We start from the raw sequence: 24,965 nt of genomic DNA, 5'->3' as shown, positions 1-24,965 counted from the left end.
TTTCCGATAATCTGTTTGGTATATTATGCGACCGCGAATTTAGGTCGCACATTTTAGTCGACGTCTGAGAAGACGACACATAGGTAGATAGATGAACGAAAAACTTCAGAAAGTATTGGCACGAGCTGGCCATGGCTCTCGACGTGAATTAGAAACGTTGATTAAAGCTGGTCGAGTTAGTGTGGGTGGTATGGTTGCTAAACTAGGTGAACGCCTAGAAGATGACAGCGCTATCGTTAGAATCGATGGACATGTTGTTTCTGTGAAAGCTCCGGATGAAGTAGTTTGTCGTGTGCTCGCGTACTACAAGCCAGAAGGCGAGCTATGTACACGTCACGATCCTGAGGGTCGCCGCACAGTATTTGATCGTCTACCAAAAATCCGTGGTTCGCGTTGGATCTCTGTTGGTCGTCTTGATGCAAACACATCAGGTCTTCTACTGTTCACGACTGATGGTGAACTTGCTAACCGTCTTATGCACCCAAGCCGCCAAGTAGAGCGTGAATATCTTGTACGTGTTTTTGGCGAAGTAACAGAACAGAAAATTAAAAATCTAGTTCGCGGTGTAGAACTAGAAGATGGCACAGCACGTTTTGAAGATATCGTTTACGCTGGTGGTGAAGGTATGAACCATACTTTCTACGTAGCGATTAACGAAGGTCGTAACCGTGAAGTGCGTCGCTTGTGGGAATCACAAGAGACGACGGTTAGCCGTCTAAAACGTGTTCGTTATGGCGATATCTACCTAGATAAGAAACTGCCGCGTGGTGGTTGGATGGAATTGACTCTTAAAGACGTAAACTACTTGCGTGAATTAGTTGAGCTACGTCCTGAGCGTGAAACCATGCTTGACGAAAGCAAAGACTCAACTTCTCGTAAGCGTGAGCGTTCTCGTAGCCAAAAAATTCGCCGTGCAGTAAAGCGTCATGAAGAGCGTATCAGTACGCCTAAAGGACGCAGTAACAATCCTTCGCGCCGTAAACCTAAGGCTACTGAAGGGACGCCAAACTCACGCAGCAAGCCGAGAAACTCGGGATCTTCAAGCTCACGTGGTAAGCCAAAGAGCAGCGCAGGCGCACCAGGCTCGCGCAATAAGGGTCAACGTTAATCAGATTGATTACACAGACAAATTTAAAAGCAGCCGAAAGGCTGCTTTTTTTATTGCTGTGACCCGTCCTAAATAAGCCTAATGTTCATTAAGCTGGATGACGTACTGTTACATAAAGTAAAGCTTATTAATTCGAGCAACTTTTTGCTCAGCTGAGCAAGATCTTGCTCGCTCTGAGCAACTTATTGCCCAGATTTTAATATTATCAATGTAACGCATTGAATTTAAACAATGTATAAATTGGCACAAGACTTGAACAGTAAATCCTGAGTTATATGTATTTCATTTCATAAAATTAAGGATTAAGTCATGCCAACTCCATGTTATATTTCAGTTGAAGGTCAAACTCAGGGGCTCATTACTGCAGGCGCGTGTACTGCTGATTCTATTGGTGATACGTACGTAGAAGGTCATGAAGATGAAATGCTGGTTCAGCAATTCGATCACACTGTGACAGTGCCAACTGATCCTCAATCGGGTCAACCTTCAGGTCAACGTGTTCATAAACCATTCAAATTCACTGTCTCGTTGAACAAAGCGGTTCCACTGCTTTATAACGCATTGGCATCGGGTGAGAAGCTTAACAATGTTGAGCTGAAATGGTACCGCACTTCCATTGAAGGTAAGCAAGAAAACTTCTTTACCACTAAATTAGAAAACGCTTCTATCGTCGATATCCAGTGTGAAATGCCACATTGCCAAGATCCTGATAAAGCTGACTTTACGCAGAACCTAACGGTTTCACTGTCGTACCGTAAAGTGACGTGGGATCACGTTAACGCAGGTACATCAGGCTCAGATGACTGGCGTAAACCAATCGAGGCGTAATCCTCGTCTGATTATCAACCTACATTGATATTCAGTCAGACCAGTGTGAGAGGTGGCTCTTGCATTGGTCTTAGTTCGTACTAAAAAGAAGGCACAGTGGATGGCAAAGCTAACGTTTACCCTGAGTGTAGAAGGATTACCGCAAGAGACTTTCGTTGTTACCGGTTATCAAGGTAAAGAGTCGTTATCGGAATCGATGTTTGATGCAACCCAAGCGTGTTATGGCTTTCGCTATAATATTGAGTTAGCGAGCCGACAGCCGGGCATTGCAGCGCCGCAAGTGGTGGATCAACCCGCGACCTTGACCATGAGCATAGACGGTGTTCCGGTGCAGTTTGTGCACGGTATCGTTCGCCAGTTCGAACAAGGGGGCATCGGTCACCACCACACTACATACTCACTGGTGTTAGTACCCGCCTTAGAGCGTTTATCACTGCGCCAAAATAGCCGCATATTCCAGCACAAAACCGCGCAAGAGATCATCAGCCTACTGCTGCAGGAGATGGGCATTATCGACCACAGCTTTGCGCTAAAAGCGACGCTGCCTCAGCGCGAATTCTGCGTTCAATACCGAGAAACAGACTTAGCGTTTATTCAACGTCTTGCGGCCGAAGAAGGGATGATCTATTACATCGAACAGACGGACGTGAAACACACGGTGGTTTTTGTTGATGACAGCACATTAATTGCTAAACACGCGATGCCAATAGTGCATAACGGTATGGCAGGGGGTGTGGCAGAGCAGGCTTTCGTTTCCCAGTTTTCTATTCTCCACCAAGCTCAGCCCAGCCACCTCGAATTAAAAGATTACAGCTTTAAAAAGCCCAGCTACGGCTTTTTGCAACAACAAACCGGCAGCGACCTCAGCTTTCAACACAGCCAATACGAGCATTATGATTTCCCCGGTCGTTACAAAGAAGACGGCGTCGGGCAAGCACTGAGCCAATACCGATTAGAATATCTCAGGCGAGATGCACACATAGCCCGAGGCAAGAGTAACCACCCAGCACTGCAAGCGGGCATCAAATTCGATTTAACCGACAACCTCGAAGAAAACGCCAACCGAGATTGGATAGTGGTGGAAGTGAGCCACCAAGGCACGCAACCGCAAGCGCTAGAAGAAGACGGTGGGCACGGCGCTACTACCTACAGCAACCAGTTTAAAGTTATTCCCGCGCACAAAACATGGCGAGCCACGCCACAACCGAAGCCGCAAGTGGATGGCCCTATGATAGCCATTGTAGTAGGGCCGGAAGGCGAAGAAATTTACTGTGATGAACATGGGCGGGTAAAGCTTCACTTCCCGTGGGATAGGTACTCCAACGGTAATGAGCAAAGCTCCTGTTGGGTACGAGTTTCACAAGGTTGGGCAGGCTCACAATATGGCGCGATAGCCATCCCGCGTATTGGTCATGAAGTGATTGTTTCGTTTTTACACGGTGACCCAGACCAACCGATTATTACGGGCAGAACCTACCACGCCACCAACACACCACCTTACGACTTACCCGATCACAAAACCAAAACCGTACTGCGCAGTGAAACTCACCAAGGCGAAGGGTTTAATGAACTGAGTTTTGAAGATCAAGCCAACACTGAAAAAGTGTACCTACACGCACAAAAGGATTTTGAGGCAGATGTCCTCAATGACCACAGCACCCACATCAAACACGACAAACACCTGATTGTTGAAAATGACCGATTCTCTCAAGTGGATAACAACCAACACCTCGTCGTGAGTGGCGAAAGCCGCAGCCAAATCAAGAAAGACCAAACCCAAGTAGTGGATGGCAGCGCACACCAAAAAGTCGGCAGCTTGTATGCGCTGCAATCGGGTAACGAAGTGCATATCAAAAGTGGTGCAAAAGTAGTGATAGAAGCGGGCAGTGAATTGACGTGCAAAGTGGGCGGAAGTTTTATTCGAGTCGATGCTGCTGGCATTCACGTCGTCGGCTCTGTGATTAATCTTAACTCAGGCGGCAGCGCTGGCAGTGGTAGTGGTTATGGCGGAAATCGTCCCGATTTACCGCATGGTGTTGAGGCGGTTGCCGAGCCGGAGCCTGTTACACTTCCCGTTTACACCGCTACGCAAAGTACCAAGGTTAATGCTCTAGTGAAACCGTGTGAGAGAGATAAATAAGATGCAAGGCAACCATTATTTTTATGATTGGGTTGAACAACAAGCTCAACAGAACAAAATGTTGTTCGCCATTGTTGACCCCCACTCGGAATGGGTTCCTCATCAAGTGTTTTCCCAGTGTGCTGGGGAAAATGGCGGACCGCTATTATCCCTTGGGCAGTTAAGCAACGCTGAAGATGGTCCTTGGTTGTTACCAGTAAATAATGAATTTTTACAATGGTGGTCAGAAGGCAACCATGCTCAGAGTGGTATTTTGATTTCTACACAAATCCCAGATGAAGTTAGGGCGCATTTTGCCAGCGTTTTTCAGGCGGTATTACTTGGAGAACGCGTGTTTTTTCCTTTTTATCGTCCCGACTATTTAGGCGAGACATTATCAAGACTTGATTCGGAAGAGATGAATCTTTTATTGGCAGGGCATTCAATACTATTAAAAAATGAAAATGGCTGGAAAAGCTATCATTCTGATGTTTATAAAACTCAGCCAGTGCAGGACGCCCCATGGTGGGTAATCAAAGAACATCATGTCGATAACGCTCCAAACCTGCCGTTACTGGCGGGCAATGTAGAGAGTTGGTTATGGCAACATCAGTCGGCGTTGATGCTCGCACATATTGAGAGCAACCATGTTGGTTTCCAGACCCAATTTCAACAAAAATTTTTAGTGCTTGATGACTCACAACCTTTGATGACGCGAGCCGTCATTGCTGCAATCACCTCCGTTTCTGGGGAAGCGGCACTTAGCCAGCCTGATATCAAAGACGCCATTGATAAAACCCAAGATGATGAACTGCTTTTTGCCCTTCAGTACACCTTCACACAATTACAAGGAAACGCATAATGACGACAGAGATGTATAACCATTGCATATTGTGTAATGCCGAGGTGAACTGGTTAGAGGTAGAATTTCGCAGTGAACAGAATGAGCCAATTAAAGGGCTCAAAGTTACTATTACCAACCCATCGACGATGCAGACGCATCAAAAGAGCGCCTCACAAGGTCACGTGGTGTTTGATAACATTGCTGCAGGTGAATGGGTAGTGAGCGTACAAACCGATAATCTACTATCCACCGTGGAGCAATACGAGAGCCGTAAAGAAGGGGAAGAGTCACCGGTTAAGGGATGGAGCGATGAACAACTGGACCGAGACCAAAGCCCCAAAGCCTATTATGAAATCACAGCGGGGGATTTATGGGATACGCTACCAGAAGATGATTTTTTAAAGGAGAATCATGGGCCATTAAGAACGAACTATCGTGAGGATGCCCGAGGTTTCCGCACTTGCCATAATCGCGCTTGTGTGTTGGAAATTAAAGCGCTACGCAGCTATATACCCATGATAGTCGATACAGATGAGTTCAGTTTGGTGAACAGTTATACGTTTGCATTGTTGTCTCAGCTTGCTTATGCCAGTGATAAATTTGGTATTCCTGATGATAAGAATCCTTCCTTACCCGAGGGTGGTATTAAAGCCCTAGTTGAGCAGTTAAAACTCAAAGTGGTACCTTTGTATTGCGCCTCAACAAAAGAAGACTGGTTACTATCAGAAGTCCCTTACAGTCAACACTTGAAAGCTCAATATTACCACGATAGTAACATCGGTGCGGAGGGGTATTTGTTGAGTAACGACGATGTGGCGATTATTGGAGTTCGAGGCACGCAAACCTATTTCGGTAATCAGGAAATAGGTAAATTAAGTAAAAAAAGCTCACTTAAAATTGTCGACCGCTTGTCGGCAGCCCCAGTGCTCAAAATAACCGAAGGGGTGGATGGTATAGTTGCGGCTTTGAACTCACCCGGTTATCAAGATATCGCGACCGATATAAACGCCTCTCAAATTGCGCCGGAGGAATTTGGTGGTACGTATGTTCACCAAGGTTTTTATCAATATGTCACAGCCCTGTTGAAATTAATGGATAAAGATTTAGAGTTACATAAAAATAGAAAATTCTATGTTTGTGGGCACAGTCTAGGGGGAGCAGGCGCGTTATTGCTTAGTGCACGTATTCAAGATGTCTATTCGCCTTCTACTTTGCGTTTATACACCTATGGGATGCCGCGCACAGGCACACACAGTTTTGTGAGTCGCTATAGTGATATTCAGCACTATCGACATGCGAATAATCATGATTTAGTACCACAAATCCCGATGCGTTGGATGAACACTAACCCAAATGAAAGAAGTGATTCGTCGTCGTTGTGGAAGTATTTTTTTCCGGTTTTCGCTCTATGGGACTCTTTAAAAGAAAGAACGATGGACAGCGATGATGATAATTATCAGCATCATGGCAATCTTATTCAATTACTGACTTATAGTCAGGTTAAACATCAACCCGACGATGTTAAACAAGTATTGCTAACAGAAAAGCAGACGCATATTTCGAGTTTAACCTTGGCTTCAAACAAAGCAGAAGATTCTTACCGCTTAGCGAACACCTTGAGTAAGGATTATATTGATATTAATGGCTATATTGACTCCATTACCCACTCGGGAATGGACCATTTTCTTAGTGAATATATTCCGAATATCAAACAACAAGTTCTGCTGTTGTTAAATGAGGGTTCTGTGGGTAATTACCAATCTTCTCTACAAGCCATTAATAATACTGAACGATTGTTACTTGATGCGTATCATGAGTTAAAAATGGATGAGGTGAATACCTTAGCACAGCAACATTTCTCAAGAAAAGATCCAGCAGGAGGACAAGCTCAGCGACAGTATGAGCGCTCACAGGCTTTATTTAAAATACGACAAGAGATAAAACTGACAGAAAAAATCACCTTGAATGTACAGCGCGTGAGGAAAGAGCTTGAAGCCTTGGTTAAAACACCTACGCTGCTTCCTGCTGATAACTTACTCTTTGGTGATCAAGCTTCTGATAAGCAAAAAGTGAAGGCACAATTACTATGAAGACATTATTTAAACTTGCTCTTGCGTTAGTTGGCTGTGTGATTGTTTTTTTTCTGGTGGTCATTTTTATATTGAACCCACTTATGCAATGGGAGAGTGCAAATAGACCGCCTGTTGGTATTTCAGAGGACGATCACTTTATCCGTATTCAAGGTGTAAAACCTGTGGATGCGAAGGTAACGGCTACGGCTGTTTTCTATGGTGGCGGGGATGAATGCCAATCATTCTTTTGGAGCGCTTCTGACGGTAAAAAAAGGCAAGGGGGCAAAGGCGTTTTTAATATAGAACACGATTTCTCGACCGTGCCTGAGCGTTATGAGCTAAGAATACCGTATCAAAACTACCAGTCTTCGGGTTGTGATATGAAACTATGGCAAATTGATGTCGGAGCCAAAAATGCATTTGATGAAGTCGGGTTTGCAGATTTGCGGATTTATCCACCGACAACGGAGTCGGATAAGGCAATTGGTTTTAATTCAAAAGTTGCAGCAAAAAAATGTGAGGGAGACGCATATAGAAGCATAATGGGAGGTTGGGCCGGTGCTCTTGGCTGTTATTTTTATATAAATGATAAAAGAATATCTAAAGAGTCAGAATTTAATGCAGAAAGTGTCTATTTCGATTTCTCTCAGTTCAATGATGAGACCATCATTCACTACGATATTTTAGCGGGAGAGAACTACCGCAGTGCCCCGTTAGATCCGCAAACAGGAAAGTAATCATGGTGACGGCACAATTACTATGAAGACATTATTTAAACTTGCTCTTGCCTTAGTTGGCTGTGTGATTGTTTTTTTTCTTGTGGTCATTTTTATTTTGAAGCCATTAATGCAATGGGAAAGTGCAAATAGGCCGCCTGTTGGGACTTCAGAGGATGATCACTTTATCCGTATTCAAGGCGTAAAACCTGTGGATGCGAGGGTAGCAGCGAGGGCTGTTTTCTATGGTGGTGGCGATGAATGCCAGTCATTCTTTTGGAGCGCTTCTGATGGTAAAAAAAGACAAGGGGGCAAAGGCGTTTTTAATATAGAACACGATTTCTCGACCGTGCCTGAACGTTATGAGCTAAGAATACCGTATCAAAACTACAAGTCTTCGGGGTGTGATATGAAATTATGGCAAATATATATCGGAGCCAACAATGCGTTTGATGAAGTTGGTTTTGCGAATTTGCGTATTTATCCGCCAACATCGGTATCACGTAAAGCAATCAGCTTAAATTCAAAAATTAAAGCAGAGGATTGTAGAGCGAGGTATTACGATGATTTAAAGGAATGGTCATCTGGTTTAGCTTGTAGTTTTTATGTTGATGAAAAAATGAGGGACAAAAAGTCGGATCTTGTCGAATTTAATGCTTATAAAGTGTATCTCGATTTCTCTCAGTTTAGCGATGAGACCATCATTCATTACGATATTTTAGCGGGAGAGAATTATCGCAGTGCCCCGTTAGACCCGCAAACCGGAAAGTAATCATGGTGAAGGCACAATTATGAAAACATTATTATAAATTCGATTGAATACACCATTATTCGGATGAGAATCTTTCGGCAGGAATTATTAACGCGAACAAATTAAATGAGTCTAAGGAATGATTCTGACCACATATCGTATTAGTGCCGTATATGGTTTGTACACTTATGATATTAGATTGAATCCCACGAATTTTAAGGACAATAAATGCCAATAGCAGCACGTTTAGGTGATATAGCCTCACCACATGGATGTTTTCCACCAACGCCGATCATAGCGGGGAGTGGTGACGTATTTATCAACGGTATTCCCGCCGCTCGTTTGGGTGATGCCGCCGCCCCGCATGGTTGCCCATGCCCAAAAACACCGCATGGTTTCCATGGTCGCGCCATTGCTGCGGGTTCGGGCAGCGTCTTTATTAACGGTATGCCTGCCGCCAGAGTAGGTGATGCTATCGGATGCGGCGGGGTAGTTGCTACAGGCTCACCCAACGTAATTATTGGGTAAGTTAAAGAGTCAGAGAGGCTTAATACAGTAGTGGCACACGGCTTGGTTATTGGGCGAATAGCTGATTTTTTACGGGTTTCGAGTTGGTCTGTCATTAGTACAAAACACAAAGATTGACTATTTTAATATGTAGACGGGTTCTCGTAATCAAAGTAAAGATACGAACCAAGTCCCCATAGTGTGAACTAACACTATGAATGAACTTGCTGAAATTATATGCATAACCTACTTTTTCATGAAAGCGGTGATTTACAGGTGCGTATAATGATGTGGTTTGTGCGAGGTGCTGGAAAGAAGTCGCCGTTAGGATCGTCAACAAAACTTCTGACAGCTCTACTATCTTGGTTTCTAACGTTTTCTCCCTTTTGTGCTGCTTCTGAATTTGATGGTATTCCTGCTTCCTTAGGGGGAGATTTAACTCAAGGTCAAGTACAAAACATAGTGGTTGAGCTGAAATACTTAGATGAAGTATTAACCTCTTCCATGTTGAGCTACGTATTTTCAGGTGATGATAAGTGGCTTGATCGATACTTAGATTACGAACCAAGGCTAACCGAATTAATCAATGCACTGCTTGCTAGCCAGATAGAAAACGATCTTCAGATAGTTGGTGAATTAGAGGCAGCACGCTTCGAATTAGTTGCGCTCGAAATGCAAGCTATAGACTTGGTGAAAGCCGAGCAGCGCAACCAAGCAATGACACTGATTAATCACTATGAATACCACTCGTATAAAGATCTATATATGCGAGCATTGCTTACGCTTGCACAGCGAATTGAGCAGCGAATTAAAAACAGCAGTCAACGAAGTTTGCTCAGTCTATCTGATAGTGAACATCAGTGGATTGAGAATAATGTCGTCAAGGTTGGTATCGAAAACTGGCCACCAATGCTATACACCGACAGTGACGGGAAACTGGCAGGGTTATCTGGCGATATTGTCAGCCAAATTGCCCAGCAATCGGGTTTGCAGTTTGAGTTTGTGCAAGGTGAGTGGAGCGAGTTGCTATCTGCTTTCAAAAAGGGGGAGATTGATTTATTACCCCACGCTTACAAAAGTGATGCACGGAAGCGCTACGGTCAATTCTCAACACCATATTTTTTAGTCCGAGAGATCTACTTTGTCCAAGAGCGCGATCAGCAGTTTAAGCGGGTTTCTGATCTTGCTAACGCCACCATCGCCATCTCATCAGGCTATGCCACGATTGATAAAGTCAAAGATCTCTATCCTAATGTCAAATTGCTTGAAACCTCGGGGATTGATGAGGCAATTAATGCCGTCTTAGATGGCCGGGCGGACGCAGTACTTGATGCAGAAACGGTGGTGTTAAATTGGCTTGATAAAAACAAAATCACTGGGCTTCGAGCGATTGATGAAGATGTCGTTTCACGATCTGCCTTGCATTTATGGTCACACAATCAGGTGCCAGTACTGCATTCTATTTTGCAAAAAGGGTTAGATTCACTTGATTTACGCGAAGTCATTTTGACCAAAAATGATTGGTATCAAACACAAAGTTCGATTGTGACTGAGACCCCTAGTGTTAATTTAGTCGATTCATTAAAGTTTGTCATTGCTGCTGCAGTCGTCCTCACGTTAATTCTAATGTATCTGATTTCCCGAGTGTTTAAGGTCAGTGACAAAGAATTAGCCAAGAAATTTAGCAATAAAAGCTTTAAGCGTTCAATGATGGTGGTGCAAATTGTGTTGTGCGCAACATTAGTGACGACGGTATTGATTGTGACTCGCTATGCTGAAAGACAAAGCGTAGAGTCAATAAATCATAGTCTATCAACCGTACTGGCATCGGCTCATAAGCGAATTGTGGGCTGGGTAGATATTGAGTTGGAAAACCTTGGGCAGCTAGGTCAAAACCCACAATTGGTCGATTTGGTTGAAAAGCTACTCGATGTAGAAAGAACACCTGATGCTTTAATTAATTCCCCTCTTCAGAGCCAACTACGGCAGCTTGTCCAAAGCCGGACCGGTATTTCGGGCTCATTTGGTTATTTCATTATTTCCTCTGACAACATTAGTTTGTCTTCTCGCCGCGATACCAATATCGGAACGGTAAATCTAATTGAATTACAGCGCCCTGATTTAATGAAGGCAGCATTCGATGGTCGAGGAGTATTTATTCCACCGATAAAATCGGATGTGAAACTAGAGCACATAGATGGTGAGCTTAATCCCCCCACAATGTTCTTCGCTGTCCCGGTCATTAACGCGAATGGTGAGACAATTGCTGTGCTAGCCAAGCGGGTCAATTTCCAAGGAGTTTTCTCTTCGATCTTATCTGCAGGGTTTATTGCTAAAAGTGGTGAGACTTACGCGCTAGATCGTTCCGGCTTGCTCCTATCAAATGTTCGGTTTGAAGAGCAGTTAAAGCAGGTAGGATTGCTTAATGAGCAGCAGCGCTCTTCACTTAATATTCGTGTTGCAAACCCCGGTGCTGATTTATCTTCTGAGTCGCAAAAGGCTGATGCTAGTTGGCCTTTGACTCGTATGGCACAAAGCATTAGCGAGCAAACATCGGGTAGGGATTTGATTGGCTACAACGACTATCGAGGTATACCCGTTGTCGGCAATTGGGTATGGGATGATAACCTCAATATCGGTATTGCGGCGGAAATGGATGTTGAAGAAGCATTCGCGCTGCTTAGTACATTTAAGTTAACTGTTTGGTCAATACTGGCAATAGCGCTAGTGCTGATGTTAGGAACCAGCATATTCACCATGCGCGTAGGTACACGTGCAACTAGTGGGCTAGCGCGGACTCAAGCGGAACTGGAACGACAAGTCAAACAGCGCACTGTCGAGTTGCAAATTAACGCCGAGCGAACGCGTACTATAATCGATAATGCTTCAGATGGAATCATAGTGGTGAATACCGCGGGTGTGATTGTTGAGTTTAGCCCTGCAGCGGAAGCAATATTTGAATACAGTGCTGATGAGATTCTCAGACAGCCAACGCAAATCGATAGCTTGATTGAGCGGGCATTTCATACGATTTATAACGAGATAATAGACAAAGAAGAGTCGAGTATTAACTTATTAATGGAGTTTACTGGGTACAAGAAAACGGGTGAGACAATTGATCTAGAAATAGCCATTAGCGAAGCGATACTTGACGGAGAGCAACTTTTCACAGGCATTGTCAGGGATACAACTGAGCGAAAAAATGCTGAGCGCGAGTTAATGATGGCGAAGCAAAAAGCTGAGGAGGCGACGCAAGCTAAAAGTGACTTTCTAGCCAATATGAGTCATGAGATACGCACGCCAATGAACGCAATCATTGGCATGAGCTACTTAGCTATGCAAACAGATCTTAATAGAAAACAAGCGGACTATATCAACAAGATTCAAACTTCAGCCGAATCATTGCTAGGCATTATTAATGACATTCTCGACTTTTCCAAAATCGAGGCGGGTAAGTTGGATTTAGAAGAGACAGAATTTAACTTACAAGGCTCGATAGATAACCTCGTGCAAGTGATATCGCAGCGGTGTCAGGAAAAAGGTTTAGAGTTGCTCGTTGATCTAGATCCTCAGTTATCAATCCATCTTATTGGTGATCCATTAAGGCTTGGGCAGGTTTTGCTAAACCTGAGCAATAATGCGATTAAGTTTACTGAGCAAGGCGAGATTGTGGTCAAAGCTGAATTGAAGCAGGTGTCTGGTGATGAAGTGTCAGTACAATTCTCAGTTACCGACACCGGGATTGGTATGACCCAAGAGCAAATCTCACGCTTATTTCAGTCGTTTAGCCAAGCCGATGCTTCGACCACACGTAAATACGGTGGTACTGGTTTGGGTTTAACCATTAGTAAGACTTTAGCCGATATGATGAAAGGATCTATCTGGGTAGAGAGTGAAAGTGGTCAAGGCAGCACATTTTTCTTTACCGCCAAATTTGGTCTTTCTAGCAATACTCAACAGCAAAGCTTAGATGCAGCGACACGTTTAGAGGATGTGTCAGTACTTATTGTTGATGATAGCGTTGCTGCAAGAGAGATCTTGTTTAGTTTATGTCAGAGCATGGATTTCAAAGCTGATCTTGCATCATCCGGAGCGGAAGCATTGGAAAAAATCACTGCAGCCCAGCAATACGGTCAACCGTTTGATGTCATTCTATCGGATTGGAAAATGCCGAATATGGATGGTTTGGAGCTCGGAAGACGGGTCAAGCAGCTGCCGGACATTGATAATCAACCATATTTTGTCATGGTGACCGCGTATGACAGAGATGAAATGCATGCACATTTGAAAGGTTTAAAATTAGATGCCTCACTGACTAAGCCTGTGAGCTCATCGACCTTACTCGATACCATGTTGAGTGTGATGACAAAAGAAGGAAATACTACTGACCAGCCAGTCTTTTCTAACAAGATTGATCTCTCGATAGCTCAGGGAATTGCAGGTGCAAGGGTGCTATTGGTAGAAGACAATGCTATTAACCAAGAAATTGCGATTGAGCTCCTTAAGCTGGCTGGTTTAGAAGTGGATACCGCGAACAATGGACAGGAAGCGGTAGACAAAGTTGAAGTAGATGAGTTCGATTTGGTATTGATGGATATCCAAATGCCAGTGATGGATGGTTATCAAGCCAGTAAGAAAATTCGTGAATCAGGTAAGGATCAACTACCTATTATTGCTATGACGGCGAATGCGATGTCAGGTGATAGAGAACGGTGTCTTAACGCGGGCATGAATGATCATCTACCCAAGCCGATTAACCCAAACCAAGTATTTCAAACTCTAGTCAATTGGATAGAGCCAACCGGTCACTCGTTGGAAGTGATTACCCGCAGTGAAGTGCAAGAATCATTTGAAATAGAAGATTTTGATACTACAAGTGCGCTAGCTCGAATGGCAGGGAGCGTGAAAGCTTACAAAAAGACCTTAGCCAATGTCATGCAAAGTGAGGCAGACGTAGTTGAGCGAGTGAGTGCCGCAATGGCATCCCAGAAAATTGAATCAGCGGTCATTGCTGTGCACTCCTTAAAAGGCATTGCAGGCAACATCGGCGCTAATTATCTCATCGCACCAGCGGAAAAACTTGAACATATGCTTGCAGAGCAACAATTGCATCAACGCTGTGATCTGGGCGAAGCCGAGCAACACATGCTGAATGAAGTGGGGCAGTTGGTGAACAAAATGATCATGGCAATTGGTATTGCGTTAGAGCGCAGCAGTGATATCCCCCAAGTTACGCAAGCATTTGATCGGAAAAAATGTCAGCAGCTAACTCGTCAGATCTATCAGCAGCTAGACGATTTTGATAGCGCCGCGGTGGATACCTTTGATGAGCTGCTAGCAAATGCAGGTTCTATATTAGATCAGTCATTGGTTAAGCAAGTTTCTAGCGCAATGGAAAACTATGATTTTGAAGCTGCCTTACCACTGATGGATAAAATAACGCTTAGTGTCGAACAGCAGAGTGCTACCGCAGAAAATACAAACACATACAGCGATTTATTGACCGACATCGAACGTAAGATTGAACGGTTTGATTCTACAGTCATTGATGTATTAGACGATGCACTCGAATCTGATTTTTCTGATGAGCTTAAGCAACAGCTCAACCGCCTCAGAGAGCCATTGAGTAGTTATGATTTTGAAACAGGGGCGCAACTTATTGAACAGTTAAAGCGAGAAACTAACGCCTAAGAGAGAATAACAAGTATGGATACTAGTAACAAAGCAACCATCTTGGCGGTGGATGATACGCCAACAAATATTGAAGTAGTAAAAGGTGTCTTGGCTGATGACTATTTGGTTCAAGCTGCTTTGAATGCTTCTATGGCTTTTAAAATCATTGAGAAACGAAAGCCTGATCTGATATTGCTCGACATAATGATGCCAGATGTTGATGGCTACCAAGTATGTGAGCAGTTAAAAGCTTCCGCGGATACTTGTGATATTCCGGTTATTTTCCTTACGGCTAAATCTCAAGAAGTGGATGAAACTAGAGGCCTTGCTTTGGGGGCTGTTGACTATATTACCAAGCCGATTAGCCCGGCAATTTTAAAAGAAAGAGTCAAAAATCACCTGCTATTTAAAGCATCAAAAGACCAGCTTGCGATGCAAAATGAGGTGCTAGAACAAAAAGTAACGGAACGAACGCAACAATTAAATGATCTACAGAATGTCGTGTTGGTTGCAATGGGGGCGTTGGCAGAGTCACGAGATCCAGAAACGGGTAATCATATAAGACGTACGCAAAAATACGTAGAGACATTAGCGAATGAATTAGCCCTGTTAGAACCTTACAAAGCATATCTAGAGCCAAGAGTTATTACAGCAATGGCGAAATCAGCACCGCTACATGATATTGGCAAGGTTGGTGTCGCAGATTGTATTTTACTCAAACCCGGCAGTTTGACCCACGATGAATTCGAAGAAATGAAGAATCATGCGGTTTATGGATATGACGCGATTTGTGCAGCAGAGGGATCACTGGGCTATGCTGATAATTTCCTAGTTTTTGCTAAAGAAATTTCATATTCACACCATGAAAAGTGGGATGGCTCAGGGTACCCGCAGGGGTTGAGTGGTGAGGCGATACCGCTATCGGCGCGTATTATGGCGATAGCTGATGTGTACGATGCATTGATATCTGCACGGGTCTATAAACCTGCCTTTAGCCATGAAAAATCGGTAGAAATGATTTCGCAAGGTAAGGGTAGTCATTTCGATCCCATGTTGGTAGATGTGTTTATCGCTAATGCTGAAAAATTTAGAGATATTGCAGAAACATATCGAGATGTTTTGAGCACATCAAATTAAGCGCATAAAGGGCAGTAGGTAGTAGCATGGAAAACTTTAAGCGAGTGAATTATGACTCTCCTTACAAAGGTATGTCAGTACTGATCGTCGATGACTTTGAAGCGATTACCCGAACGTTATGTAGTGCGTTTGAACAGCTGGGATTCAAAACCATCTATCAAGCCAAAGATGGTCGTGAAGCGCTGCAATGCCTAGGGCGTAATGCTGTTGATATTATTATTTCAGATTGGAAGATGCCAAAAATGGACGGTTTGGCATTATTAAAACAAGTGCGTGAATCTAAGCTGCATAGAAACGTGCCATTTATTATGTTAACTGGCAATCTTCACCAAAGTGATGTTGTCGAAGCAATAGAGGCTGGGGTTTCTGAATATCTGGTTAAGCCATTCTCTAAAGTGACACTCAGCGAAAGAGTGAATAAAGCGTTTGTCTCCCCAATTCGTGCCAATGCTATTCAGCGCAACCAAGACAAATCCGAGCAAGCGGCTAAAGAAAGCCCGCGAACGATTTTGGTGGTTGATGATGAGCCATCTAACCTCCAAGTTTTGGGTGAGTTACTTAAACCCCTGTATAAGATCCGAGTTTGTCGTAGCGGCCAGCAAGCCCTCGATATTTGCGCTAAAGCGGATAAGCCGGATTTAATTCTTTTGGATATCATGATGCCAGAGATGGACGGTTTAGATGTTTGTCGCTCATTGAAATCAGATCCCGAGACTGAATTTATACCGATCATTTTTGTTTCAGCATTGTCACAAACAGGAGATGTCGTCAAAGGGCTAAAGCTTGGTGCTGTCGACTATATTCAAAAGCCAGTGATTCCAGAAATAGTACTGGCTCGAGTGGAAACGCACATTAATTCGGTTATTCAAAGAGAAAAGCTCACCAAGCAAATTGAGCATCTCTTTCAATCATCTCGCCATAGAGATGAAGCTGAGCATACGTTTTTTCATGACTTCCGTAATCCACTTACGGCTCTGCACGCGACATTGGTAGATATGGTCAGTGATTCACCAGAGTTAAAAAATCTTAAAGATAGCTCTGCGATGCTGACCGAGATGATAGATAACTACAGTGTATTAATGGAGTTAGAGCAAGGTAATGATTCGCAAACACTAGGTCCCGTCATTTTAGAGAGTGCGTTAGCGCAGGTTCTAGTGAGTTTTCAAGCAAAGGCAAAGCAAAAGAATATTGAGTTTCAACAGGATGTTGACCCTGCACATATATTTTTAGGTGATGAGCTACTCAGCTACAGAATGTTCTGTAATTTGATTGCCAATGCTTTGGAGGCGGCGCCCGAACATTCTTGTGTCACGATGGCATCACACCGAGAAGAAGAGTGGTTGATAGTGACCTTGCACAACAAAGGCAAGGTACCCAGTGAGCTGCGCGAACACTTTTTCGATAAGTTTGTCAGCTCGACTAAAACCGACGGCAAAGGTATTGGAACCTATTCGGCGAGGTTGTGTGTCAAAGCTCAGCAAGGGGAGATCAAGCTAGATGTCGATGATGGTGGAACAACGCTGAGTTTGATGATGAAAGCCATCGATTAACAATGAAGTAGCAACCTTTAAGGATGCTACTTCATTGCTAGAATGTCAGACAATTAAGGCTGTCAGTTGCGTTCATAGTTAATACTTCTTCGCATCATCACCTAAAATTGTCACTTGGTTTCGCCCATTCTCTTTCGATTTGTATAGAGCCATATCAGCAATTTGGTACGCGTCAGAGAAACTACCTTGGCTCAGGTAAACTCCGCCAATCGAGATCGTTACTTGTAGTTCGGAGATTGTTTTCTCTGCAACATAAGTTCGAATTGCTTCAGCTTTTGCTTGAAGAGCTGATTCACTCATATTGTTAAATAACAATAGAAATTCTTCGCCACCCCAACGGATAGCAACATCGCTTGTTCTTATTTGGCTCGTAATACGACAGGTGACTTCGGTAATGACGTCATCACCTTTTTTGTGCCCATAGCTATCGTTTATTGTTTTAAAGAAATCGATATCTATGATGAGCATAGAAAAAGAATTGAGTTTGTTTAACCGCGGTTCGAAAAAGTCGCGGCGATAGAATCCCGTCATTTTGTCTTGGTTTAGGCGTCTTTGGTAAAGCTTAATAAGCACCATCAATAAGTGCGAAAACAAGGTCAAGAAAACAGAGGGAATAAATACACGTTGAATAATGTCCCATACCCCAAAACCGATATGGATCGGTTCTGCATCAGTACACGAAATGACAACCGGTTGTTGGTAAGACACCCAATGACTATTGGTATTTGCCGCAGTGAAATGCTCTTTATTGAAGGCTTTTATCGTAGAGTCAAAAAAGCTGTTTTTCAAATCGATGGCGAGCAGCGCATCTAGTGAACGGTCATTGTAGACAGGGTAGTAGACGGTGCGAATCACCTTGTTTGAACCCTGCTCGGTGTATGGCTCTGATAACTTAATATTGCAGCCATAGAACTGCTCAAATGTGTTTTCCAAGCCTTCGCGTTTGACGATGCGAGTCATCACATCATTGATTTCATATTCGCTATAACGGTCAGCATATTCTTTACGTAACGGATCAAAGTGTCCATACGTTGAAGGATGTTCGAAGATAGCAATTGTCCAGATATGTCCTTGAGTTACGGTCTCCAATTGAGAACGGATCTTATTGATACCGGTTGAAAGTATTTTAACATCGGTGTCTTGTGAGACCATGATGCTAACGCCATCGTTTTCGTAAGTCCCTTTGGCTAGGTGAGTGCTATTTGTATTGTTGTAATACTGCGAGAAACGACGGCTAATAGAGTAAATTTGATTAAAATCAGCGACGATGCTCATAGATAACCGCTCAAGTAGAACAGTATTATAAATAGCATACGATGAGCCGATGATCAGAATCGTTAAGGTGAATAGTTTGATTATCGGCAGTAAATGATGTTTGTAGGTTCGAGAAAGGCTTTTATTCATTAGTATTCATAGTTAAAGTTCAAGACAAAAGCATAGATTTGGGTATGGCATAACGCACGGTCGTCATTGTATGCAACCTGCCAAAAAAAACAACAGGTTGGGTCTATGTGCCAATCTTTCTTTCCTTAACTAAATAGCATTACCGAACCTGTCTGATGTGTATAACACTGTAACGCCAAATCACCTATTTAATTAGCTTCAAAATTTGTTTAAATTCAGGTGAGCGGCAATCTTTCACTAGTTCATACAAGCACATTTCCAATCCAGTAACTTTGACGCGCTCATTAAAGAACTTATTTAAGGCGAGTTGCTTGTTACTGATATCTCGAGATGATATGCAATCACTTACTACATGTACGTCAAAATTGAGATTTGCCAAATGTGTAGCGGTTTGATACACACAAATATGCGCTTCAATGCCACAAATCAGCCAAGAGTGTTTCTGGGCAGTATTGAGTGCATGCTTAAAGTCGGGTTCGTTGCAGCCATCAAAGGTGAATTTTGCAATGGGGTTTTGTTCTTTTAGTAACTCGCTAACGCTGTCGACCGTTTGCCCAAGTTTGCCAGGGTTTTGCTCAAGCCAAATAATCGGTAAGCCAAGAGCCTGTGTACCTTGAATTAATTTGGCGCAGTTTTCTATCAATGCTTCACTGTCGTGAACTAGGCTCGCGAGCTTTCCTTGAATATCGACGATAATTAAGCCAGTGTCTTCCTTATTGAGCATTTATATCTTTCTCCTAGTCCTTGGTTATCTTGGCGAACAACAAGTGTCTAAGATCTCCACCTACGCCAACTACTTGTCCTTGTTCATTTTATGCTACGAGATAATCATAGTTGCTGTCTAAAAATCTGGCGAATTTTCCTTCTAATATTGAGGGGAATTCAGCATTGAGTAGCGAAATTTTGACAAAAAAAGCCAGTCCTGAAGACTGGCTTAGTGAAAAAATCAGTTTTTGCTTACGCGTTTTCTAACTGAGCAATGATGTCGCGCGCCACGGCTTCAGCTGCCTTAATTCCATCAATACCGGCAGATAGGATACCGCCAGCGTAACCAGCACCTTCACCCGCAGGGAAGAAGCCTTTCAGGTTAACGCTTTGGAACTCTTTATCGCGTTTAATACAAACCGGTGATGAGGTACGAGTTTCTACACCAGTAAGCAATCCATCTTCTGAGGCGAAACCTTTGATTTTGCGGTCAAACGCAGGAATGGCTTCACGAATAGCGTCAATAGCAAACGGTGGTAGTGCTTTTGACAGGTCGGTTAGCTTGATGCCCGGAGTGAATGAAGGCTCAACATCGCCCAATGCACTAGGATCGCGACCTTTTAGGAAGTCTCCGATTTTCTGAGCTGGTGCATCGTAGTTTTCGCCGCCGAGAACGTACGCGTTTGATTCAAGTTCACGCTGTAGACGAATGCCTGCTAGTGGATCACCAGGGTAATCAACTTCAGGGGCAATGCCGACCACGATAGCACTATTTGCGTTACGCTCAGAACGAGAGTATTGGCTCATACCGTTGGTGACAACGCGACCTTCTTCAGACGTTGCGGCTACAACAGTACCGCCTGGGCACATACAGAAGCTGTAAACAGTACGCCCATTCTTACAGTGATGCACAAGTTTATAGTCTGCTGAACCAAGTAGTGGGTGACCAGCGTTTGAGCCAAAGCGCGCTTCATCGATCATCGCTTGCTTGTGTTCAATACGGAAACCCACAGAGAAAGGTTTAGCTTCCATGTATACGCCGCGCTCGTAGAGCATCTCGAACGTATCACGAGCACTGTGACCAACGGCAAGTACAACATGGCGAGATTTGATCTCTTCGCCGTTAGAAAGCGTAACACCTGTGATTTGACCATCTTCCATATGAATATCGTCTACACGAGTGCTAAAACGGATTTCACCACCGAGTTCTAGGATGCGTCCGCGCATCTTTTCAATCATAGTAACCAGTTTGAAGGTACCGATGTGTGGCTTGCTTACGTATAAAATTTCTTCAGGTGCACCAGCTGCTACAAATTCATTTATAACTTTACGGCCGTAGAAATTTGGATCTTTTACTTGGCTGTATAGTTTGCCATCAGAGAAGGTACCCGCGCCACCTTCACCAAACTGAACGTTTGATTCTGGGTTTAAAGTTCGCTTACGCCAGAAACCAAAGGTGTCTTTAGTGCGTTCACGAACTTCTTTGCCGCGCTCAACGATGATAGGGTTGAAACCCATTTGCGCTAAAACTAGACCGGCAAAAAGACCACAAGGGCCAAAACCAATAACCACAGGGCGCTCTGACAGGTTTGCTGGAGCTTTAGCAACAAATTTGTATTCCATATCTGGCGTTTGGCGTACATGCGGGTCTTTGTTGAATTGCTCAAGTATCGTCGTTTCGTCGCCTTCAATGATCACATCTAAAGTGTAGATTAGGTGAATATTGCTTTTCTTACGAGCATCGTAGCCACGTTTAAATACATTGAAAGAGATGACTTGCTCAGCTGGGATGCCAAGCTTTTTAGAAATAGCGCTGAGTAACGCATCTTCCTCATGGTCTAGAGGAAGCTTGATTTCATTTAAACGTATCATGTTGATGTCTCGTTACAGTAGGTGTCTTAGCAAAGCCATCACAACCCGTTGCAATTGCTTTGGGTAGGGTAGCTCGCTCACAATGGCGCACATTTTACGAGAAATTGATTTGTCTGTCATACTAAATAAGGTTCAACAGTGGGTATATTGTTGAATTTTGTCTTGGGATGAGTATTATCCCCTTCTTCATTTTGTGACTAATCTAAGAGTTGATTATCATGGCGTTTGTCGTAACGGATAACTGTATCCAATGTAAATATACTGACTGTGTCGCGGTATGCCCTGCTGATGCCTTCCACGAAGGTCCAAATTTTATGGTGATCAACCCGATTGAATGCATCGATTGTGGCTTATGTATTGATGAGTGTGATGCGCATGCCATCTACCAAGAAGATGAGCTTGCCGACGATCAGAAAGCCTTTATTGAGCTAAATGCAGAGCTAGCAGAAATTTGGCCAGTGCAAACAGAAGTGAAACCCGCGATGGATGAAGCGGAGAAGTGGAACGGTGTGCCAAACAAGATCGACATGCTCAAACGATAATATAAGCGTTTGAACAAAAAATAAAAAAAGCGTAACGATTTAATGACCGTTACGCTTTTTTATTTTGTATTTTTTGTTATTTGAATTATCAATGCCAATTAGCTGTGATGACGGCGAATATTGTCGAGGATGATGCCTGTCGCCATTGCCACATTCAGTGACTCAGCGCCACCAAAAGCAGGGATCGTGATTTTATCTGTCACGAATTTAGCCGCCTCAGCACGAACACCGTGAGATTCACTGCCCATCAACAAGATACCTTCGGCGGCAAATTCTGTTTTGTGTACGCTTACGCCTTCGAGAAACGCGCCATACACGGGCAAGTTTGAACCGGCTAGGTAGTTTGGTAAATCTAGTTGGTGCACTTGTACACGCCCAAAACTACCCATTGTGGCGCTAATGGTCTTAGGGTTGTACGGGTCAGCACAATCGGTGCTTGCAACGATATGCTTGATGCCATACCAATCGGCAACGCGAATAATTGTACCAAGGTTACCTGGGTCTTGAACGCCATCAAGAGCGATCAACAGACCTTGCGCTTCAGGCGGCGCAAAGGTTGGAATCTCAACCACAGCGATAGCTGCATTGTTACTGACTAACGTGCTCGCTTTGGTTAAATCATCTAATGATGCTTCAACGCACTCAAACTGGCCTAAAGTTTGGCTATTTTGTTCGAGAAACTCGGCCGTGGCGAAGACATGCTTAACAGCAAGCTCACTGCTGGCTAATTCAAGTACGTTTTTTTCACCTTGAACGAGGAATAAGCCATGCGCCTTGCGTTGTTTCTTTTGACCCAAAGCTCGGAGCAGTTTTAGTTGGTTTTTTGAAATCATTATGTTGTCCCAGATGAAAACGCAGGGATTATATACCCAAGTGACTTCAAGATACAGGATTCAGAGCCTTGTCACTGGTTCCAGTTCAAGGAAAACAACGACGTGGAATAGCCATCTATTTCCTAGTTTTTTGACGAAAAAATGGTTCCAGTGACAGGCTCCCGAAGGGCGAGTTTGTTAGGTTCGCAGACTGCGTTATCGATTCTTAATTTAGAACGACTAGATTTTCAAATCGACGCCTTGCCTGCAAATCTAACAACTCTCGCTGAACTAAGCTTCTTGAGGTAACTTGGGTATATACCTAACTCATGGTTAGATTCTATGTTCGGTAACGTCTGTACTTAAGTTTATCAAACCATTCAACATAGCAGTACAAAGCGCGCTACTTCTCACTGAGTGAGAAAAAGGCATTCTTAGCTAATTGTTGTGCAAAATAAACAAGCGCATATTGTCAATAGGGAGTATGCCCTAAACGTGATGGATTCACGATTTTTTCTTATATGGAAAGTTTTTAGGGGTAGTATATGAACAGAGAAAACATAATCCCATTGGCGCATGCAGGGCTAAAGCATGCCAAAGCGTTAGACAATAAACTCTATTCGTTGGTGAATGGTATTGAGGTACTCAGTGCGGTTAGCCCGACGAATTATAATGAGCAAAAAAACGAATTTTTTAAGCGTCATTTTTCAGTTGAACCCCAATTTACCTACAAAGCAAACAACTGCAATGCATTTCATTTAAAGCGCCAGTTGTTTAACTTAGCGATTGAGAAGGTAGAAGATGCCGACCTGCAGCGTATCTATGAAGATGTGATCATTTCATACACCGATAAAATTGACCAAATTCAAACGCTAGGGACTCAAGATTTTCTCTACAACTCACTGCGTTATTTTGGTGAGCCGACAGAAAAAGACATTCGCAACGCAAATTTTATTCTGCACCTCCCAGATTCTGATGACGATGACAAGAAGCTAGTTGACGCAAAAGGCATTCAAACCATCATGGAGCAGTTTGCGCAGCAGCATGGTTATCAATACGATTTAGTGGTTGATGACAACATGATCGCCAACGCTCTGGTGAGCAAAACGACAGTGAAAATTAATAGTGCGGCGAAAGTGCCGAATATCGAAGCGCACGCGTTGGCACATCATGAAATTGGGGTCCACCTCGTCACTACTTTGAATGCACTCAACCAGCCGTTAAAGATACTTTCATTAGGTTGCCCTGTTCATACCATGACACAAGAAGGCATGGCGATACTAAGTGAGTATCTGGCAGGGCACTTAACCATCAAGCGTTTAAAGATCCTCGCGCTACGAGTATTAGCCGTTGACTCTATGATAAAAGAGAAATCATTTCGTACGACGTTTATGATGCTGAAAGATCTTTTGGGTGTGGAAAAGAACCTCGCATTTACCATTACAGCGCGTGTTTATCGAGGTGGGGGCTTTACTAAAGATTATCTTTATCTGCGCGGTTTCCATGAAGTGTTGCATGCCTATGAAAAACAAGACGGATTCCTAAACCTATTGTGTGGTAAAACTGCGCTAATGCATTTGCCGCAAATTAATCGTTTGGTTGAAAAAGGTATTTTTAATCCGCCTTTAAATATTACGCCATCATTTATTAACCCAAGTGATAACGATGAAGTTCGACGTTTTATTACCCATGCAATAAAGTAAATGATGTATAGCTCTAATCTAAGGGAAATAAAAAAGCAGCCTAGTCTGCTTTTTTATTGGTTTTTAATGCTACGACTCACTTAATTTTTTGTCATATTCTCTTCTTGAAAGAAAAATACTTTCAGCATTAATTTGTGACCAATCTCGAATATCTAATAATATGGGTATTAATGATTTACCCGATTCAGTTAGTGAGTATTCTACTTTTGGCGGAATAACCGGGTATATTTTCCGGTTGACTAAGCCATCTCGTTCCATACCGCGTAATGTCTGAGTTAACATTTTTTGAGAGATACCTTCAATGTCTTTACGCAACTCTCCAAATCTTTTGGTTTCTTGCATCAGTGATACGACAATCAATACAGTCCATTTATCTGCGATGCGATCAAGCGCTAATCTTATCGGGCATTCAATATTGCGAGATCTGTAATCATCCATAAATAAAAGCTCTCTATAGTTACTAATAGGTACCTATAGTACGTTTTGGTACCTTCTTTCATAATGATACCGGAATGTATATGATATTTCATCAGTATTTAATAGTAATAGAAATGCTGAATACCGAATGACTAAAATACCTTGAGAGTTCGATGCTGGTCATTCATTTTTAATTAGTAATAAA

The 24,965-nt window shown here is 43.2% G+C and carries 18 protein-coding genes; 13 read left to right on the top strand and 5 right to left on the bottom strand.

Translation table 11 applies throughout. The features are described 5' to 3' along the window. Window positions 1–91 precede the first annotated feature (91 nt). The 11 genes from rluB (at window position 92) to L4C38_RS15845 (ending at window position 17,305) form a co-directional block, all read left to right on the top strand. Complete coding sequence (rluB, locus tag L4C38_RS15895) at window positions 92–1,108, top strand: 23S rRNA pseudouridine(2605) synthase RluB (protein WP_428798538.1); 1,017 nt, start codon at window positions 92–94, stop codon at window positions 1,106–1,108. 309 nt (window positions 1,109–1,417) lie between these two features. Further along, window positions 1,418–1,936: an Hcp family type VI secretion system effector gene (locus tag L4C38_RS15890; protein ID WP_428798537.1), complete on the top strand. Its 519-nt coding sequence runs from the start codon at window positions 1,418–1,420 to the stop codon at window positions 1,934–1,936. A 100-nt stretch (window positions 1,937–2,036) separates the two neighbouring features. Continuing rightward, entirely contained in the window at window positions 2,037–4,076 is a 2,040-nt protein-coding gene (locus tag L4C38_RS15885; protein ID WP_428798536.1) for a type VI secretion system Vgr family protein, read from the top strand. 1 nt (window position 4,077) lies between these two features. Continuing rightward, the gene (locus L4C38_RS15880) at window positions 4,078–4,917 is read left to right on the top strand and encodes a DUF4123 domain-containing protein (RefSeq protein ID WP_428798535.1); all 840 of its coding nucleotides are present in this window, start codon (window positions 4,078–4,080) and stop codon (window positions 4,915–4,917) included. Next, a complete protein-coding gene (locus L4C38_RS15875) occupies window positions 4,917–6,989 on the top strand; it encodes a lipase family protein (protein ID WP_428798534.1) in 2,073 nt (690 codons plus the stop codon). The genes L4C38_RS15880 and L4C38_RS15875 overlap by 1 nt, the downstream gene beginning before the upstream one ends. Beyond that, window positions 6,986–7,708: a hypothetical protein gene (locus L4C38_RS15870; RefSeq protein WP_428798533.1), complete on the top strand. Its 723-nt coding sequence runs from the start codon at window positions 6,986–6,988 to the stop codon at window positions 7,706–7,708. Before L4C38_RS15875 ends, L4C38_RS15870 begins: the two co-directional genes overlap by 4 nt. Before the next feature lie 22 nt (window positions 7,709–7,730). Further along, window positions 7,731–8,459 (top strand): hypothetical protein, encoded by a 729-nt coding sequence (locus L4C38_RS15865; protein ID WP_428798532.1) that lies wholly within the window; start codon window positions 7,731–7,733, stop codon window positions 8,457–8,459. Window positions 8,460–8,666: 207 nt separating this feature from the next. Beyond that, the gene (locus tag L4C38_RS15860) at window positions 8,667–8,966 is read left to right on the top strand and encodes a type VI secretion system PAAR protein (RefSeq protein ID WP_428798531.1); all 300 of its coding nucleotides are present in this window, start codon (window positions 8,667–8,669) and stop codon (window positions 8,964–8,966) included. 264 nt (window positions 8,967–9,230) lie between these two features. Then, window positions 9,231–14,636: a response regulator gene (locus L4C38_RS15855; RefSeq protein WP_428798530.1), complete on the top strand. Its 5,406-nt coding sequence runs from the start codon at window positions 9,231–9,233 to the stop codon at window positions 14,634–14,636. A 15-nt stretch (window positions 14,637–14,651) separates the two neighbouring features. Next, the gene (locus L4C38_RS15850) at window positions 14,652–15,755 is read left to right on the top strand and encodes a response regulator (RefSeq protein ID WP_428798529.1); all 1,104 of its coding nucleotides are present in this window, start codon (window positions 14,652–14,654) and stop codon (window positions 15,753–15,755) included. 26 nt (window positions 15,756–15,781) lie between these two features. Further along, window positions 15,782–17,305 carry a response regulator gene (locus L4C38_RS15845; protein ID WP_428798528.1) on the top strand — a complete coding sequence of 508 codons (1,524 nt, stop codon included), beginning with the start codon at window positions 15,782–15,784 and terminating at the stop codon, window positions 17,303–17,305. Window positions 17,306–17,383: 78 nt separating this feature from the next. On the opposite strand, the gene L4C38_RS15840 is transcribed toward L4C38_RS15845, so the two are convergent. The 3 genes from L4C38_RS15840 to L4C38_RS15830 all read right to left on the bottom strand — a co-directional run bounded on the left by L4C38_RS15840 (window position 17,384) and on the right by L4C38_RS15830 (window position 21,286). After that, a complete protein-coding gene (locus L4C38_RS15840) occupies window positions 17,384–18,709 on the bottom strand; it encodes a GGDEF domain-containing protein (RefSeq protein WP_428798527.1) in 1,326 nt (441 codons plus the stop codon). Window positions 18,710–18,893: 184 nt separating this feature from the next. Further along, complete coding sequence (locus L4C38_RS15835) at window positions 18,894–19,433, bottom strand: isochorismatase family protein (RefSeq protein ID WP_428798526.1); 540 nt, start codon at window positions 19,431–19,433, stop codon at window positions 18,894–18,896. A 233-nt stretch (window positions 19,434–19,666) separates the two neighbouring features. After that, a complete protein-coding gene (locus tag L4C38_RS15830) occupies window positions 19,667–21,286 on the bottom strand; it encodes an NAD(P)/FAD-dependent oxidoreductase (protein WP_428798525.1) in 1,620 nt (539 codons plus the stop codon). Window positions 21,287–21,504: 218 nt separating this feature from the next. Here L4C38_RS15830 and fdxA point away from each other — a divergent pair, with 218 nt between their 5' ends. Next, window positions 21,505–21,828, top strand: coding sequence for a ferredoxin FdxA (gene fdxA, locus L4C38_RS15825; RefSeq protein WP_428798524.1), 324 nt, complete (start codon window positions 21,505–21,507; stop codon window positions 21,826–21,828). Between the two features lie 98 nt (window positions 21,829–21,926). Here fdxA and L4C38_RS15820 read toward each other — a convergent pair whose 3' ends face one another. Then, the gene (locus L4C38_RS15820) at window positions 21,927–22,661 is read right to left on the bottom strand and encodes an RNA methyltransferase (protein WP_428798523.1); all 735 of its coding nucleotides are present in this window, start codon (window positions 22,659–22,661) and stop codon (window positions 21,927–21,929) included. Window positions 22,662–23,185: 524 nt separating this feature from the next. On the opposite strand from L4C38_RS15820, the gene L4C38_RS15815 reads away from it, so the two are divergent. Next, entirely contained in the window at window positions 23,186–24,343 is a 1,158-nt protein-coding gene (locus L4C38_RS15815) for a flavohemoglobin expression-modulating QEGLA motif protein (protein WP_428798522.1), read from the top strand. A 69-nt stretch (window positions 24,344–24,412) separates the two neighbouring features. Here the strand turns inward: L4C38_RS15815 and L4C38_RS15810 are convergent, their stop codons facing one another. Then, entirely contained in the window at window positions 24,413–24,781 is a 369-nt protein-coding gene (locus tag L4C38_RS15810; RefSeq protein ID WP_428798521.1) for a winged helix-turn-helix transcriptional regulator, read from the bottom strand. Window positions 24,782–24,965: the final 184 nt, after the last annotated feature.

The sequence above is a fragment of the Vibrio kasasachensis genome, from assembly GCF_050337565.1.
GTDB lineage: Bacteria > Pseudomonadota > Gammaproteobacteria > Enterobacterales > Vibrionaceae > Vibrio > Vibrio kasasachensis.
Note: the sequence above shows the minus strand (reverse complement) of the source record. Positions and strands in the feature narration are given on the sequence as shown.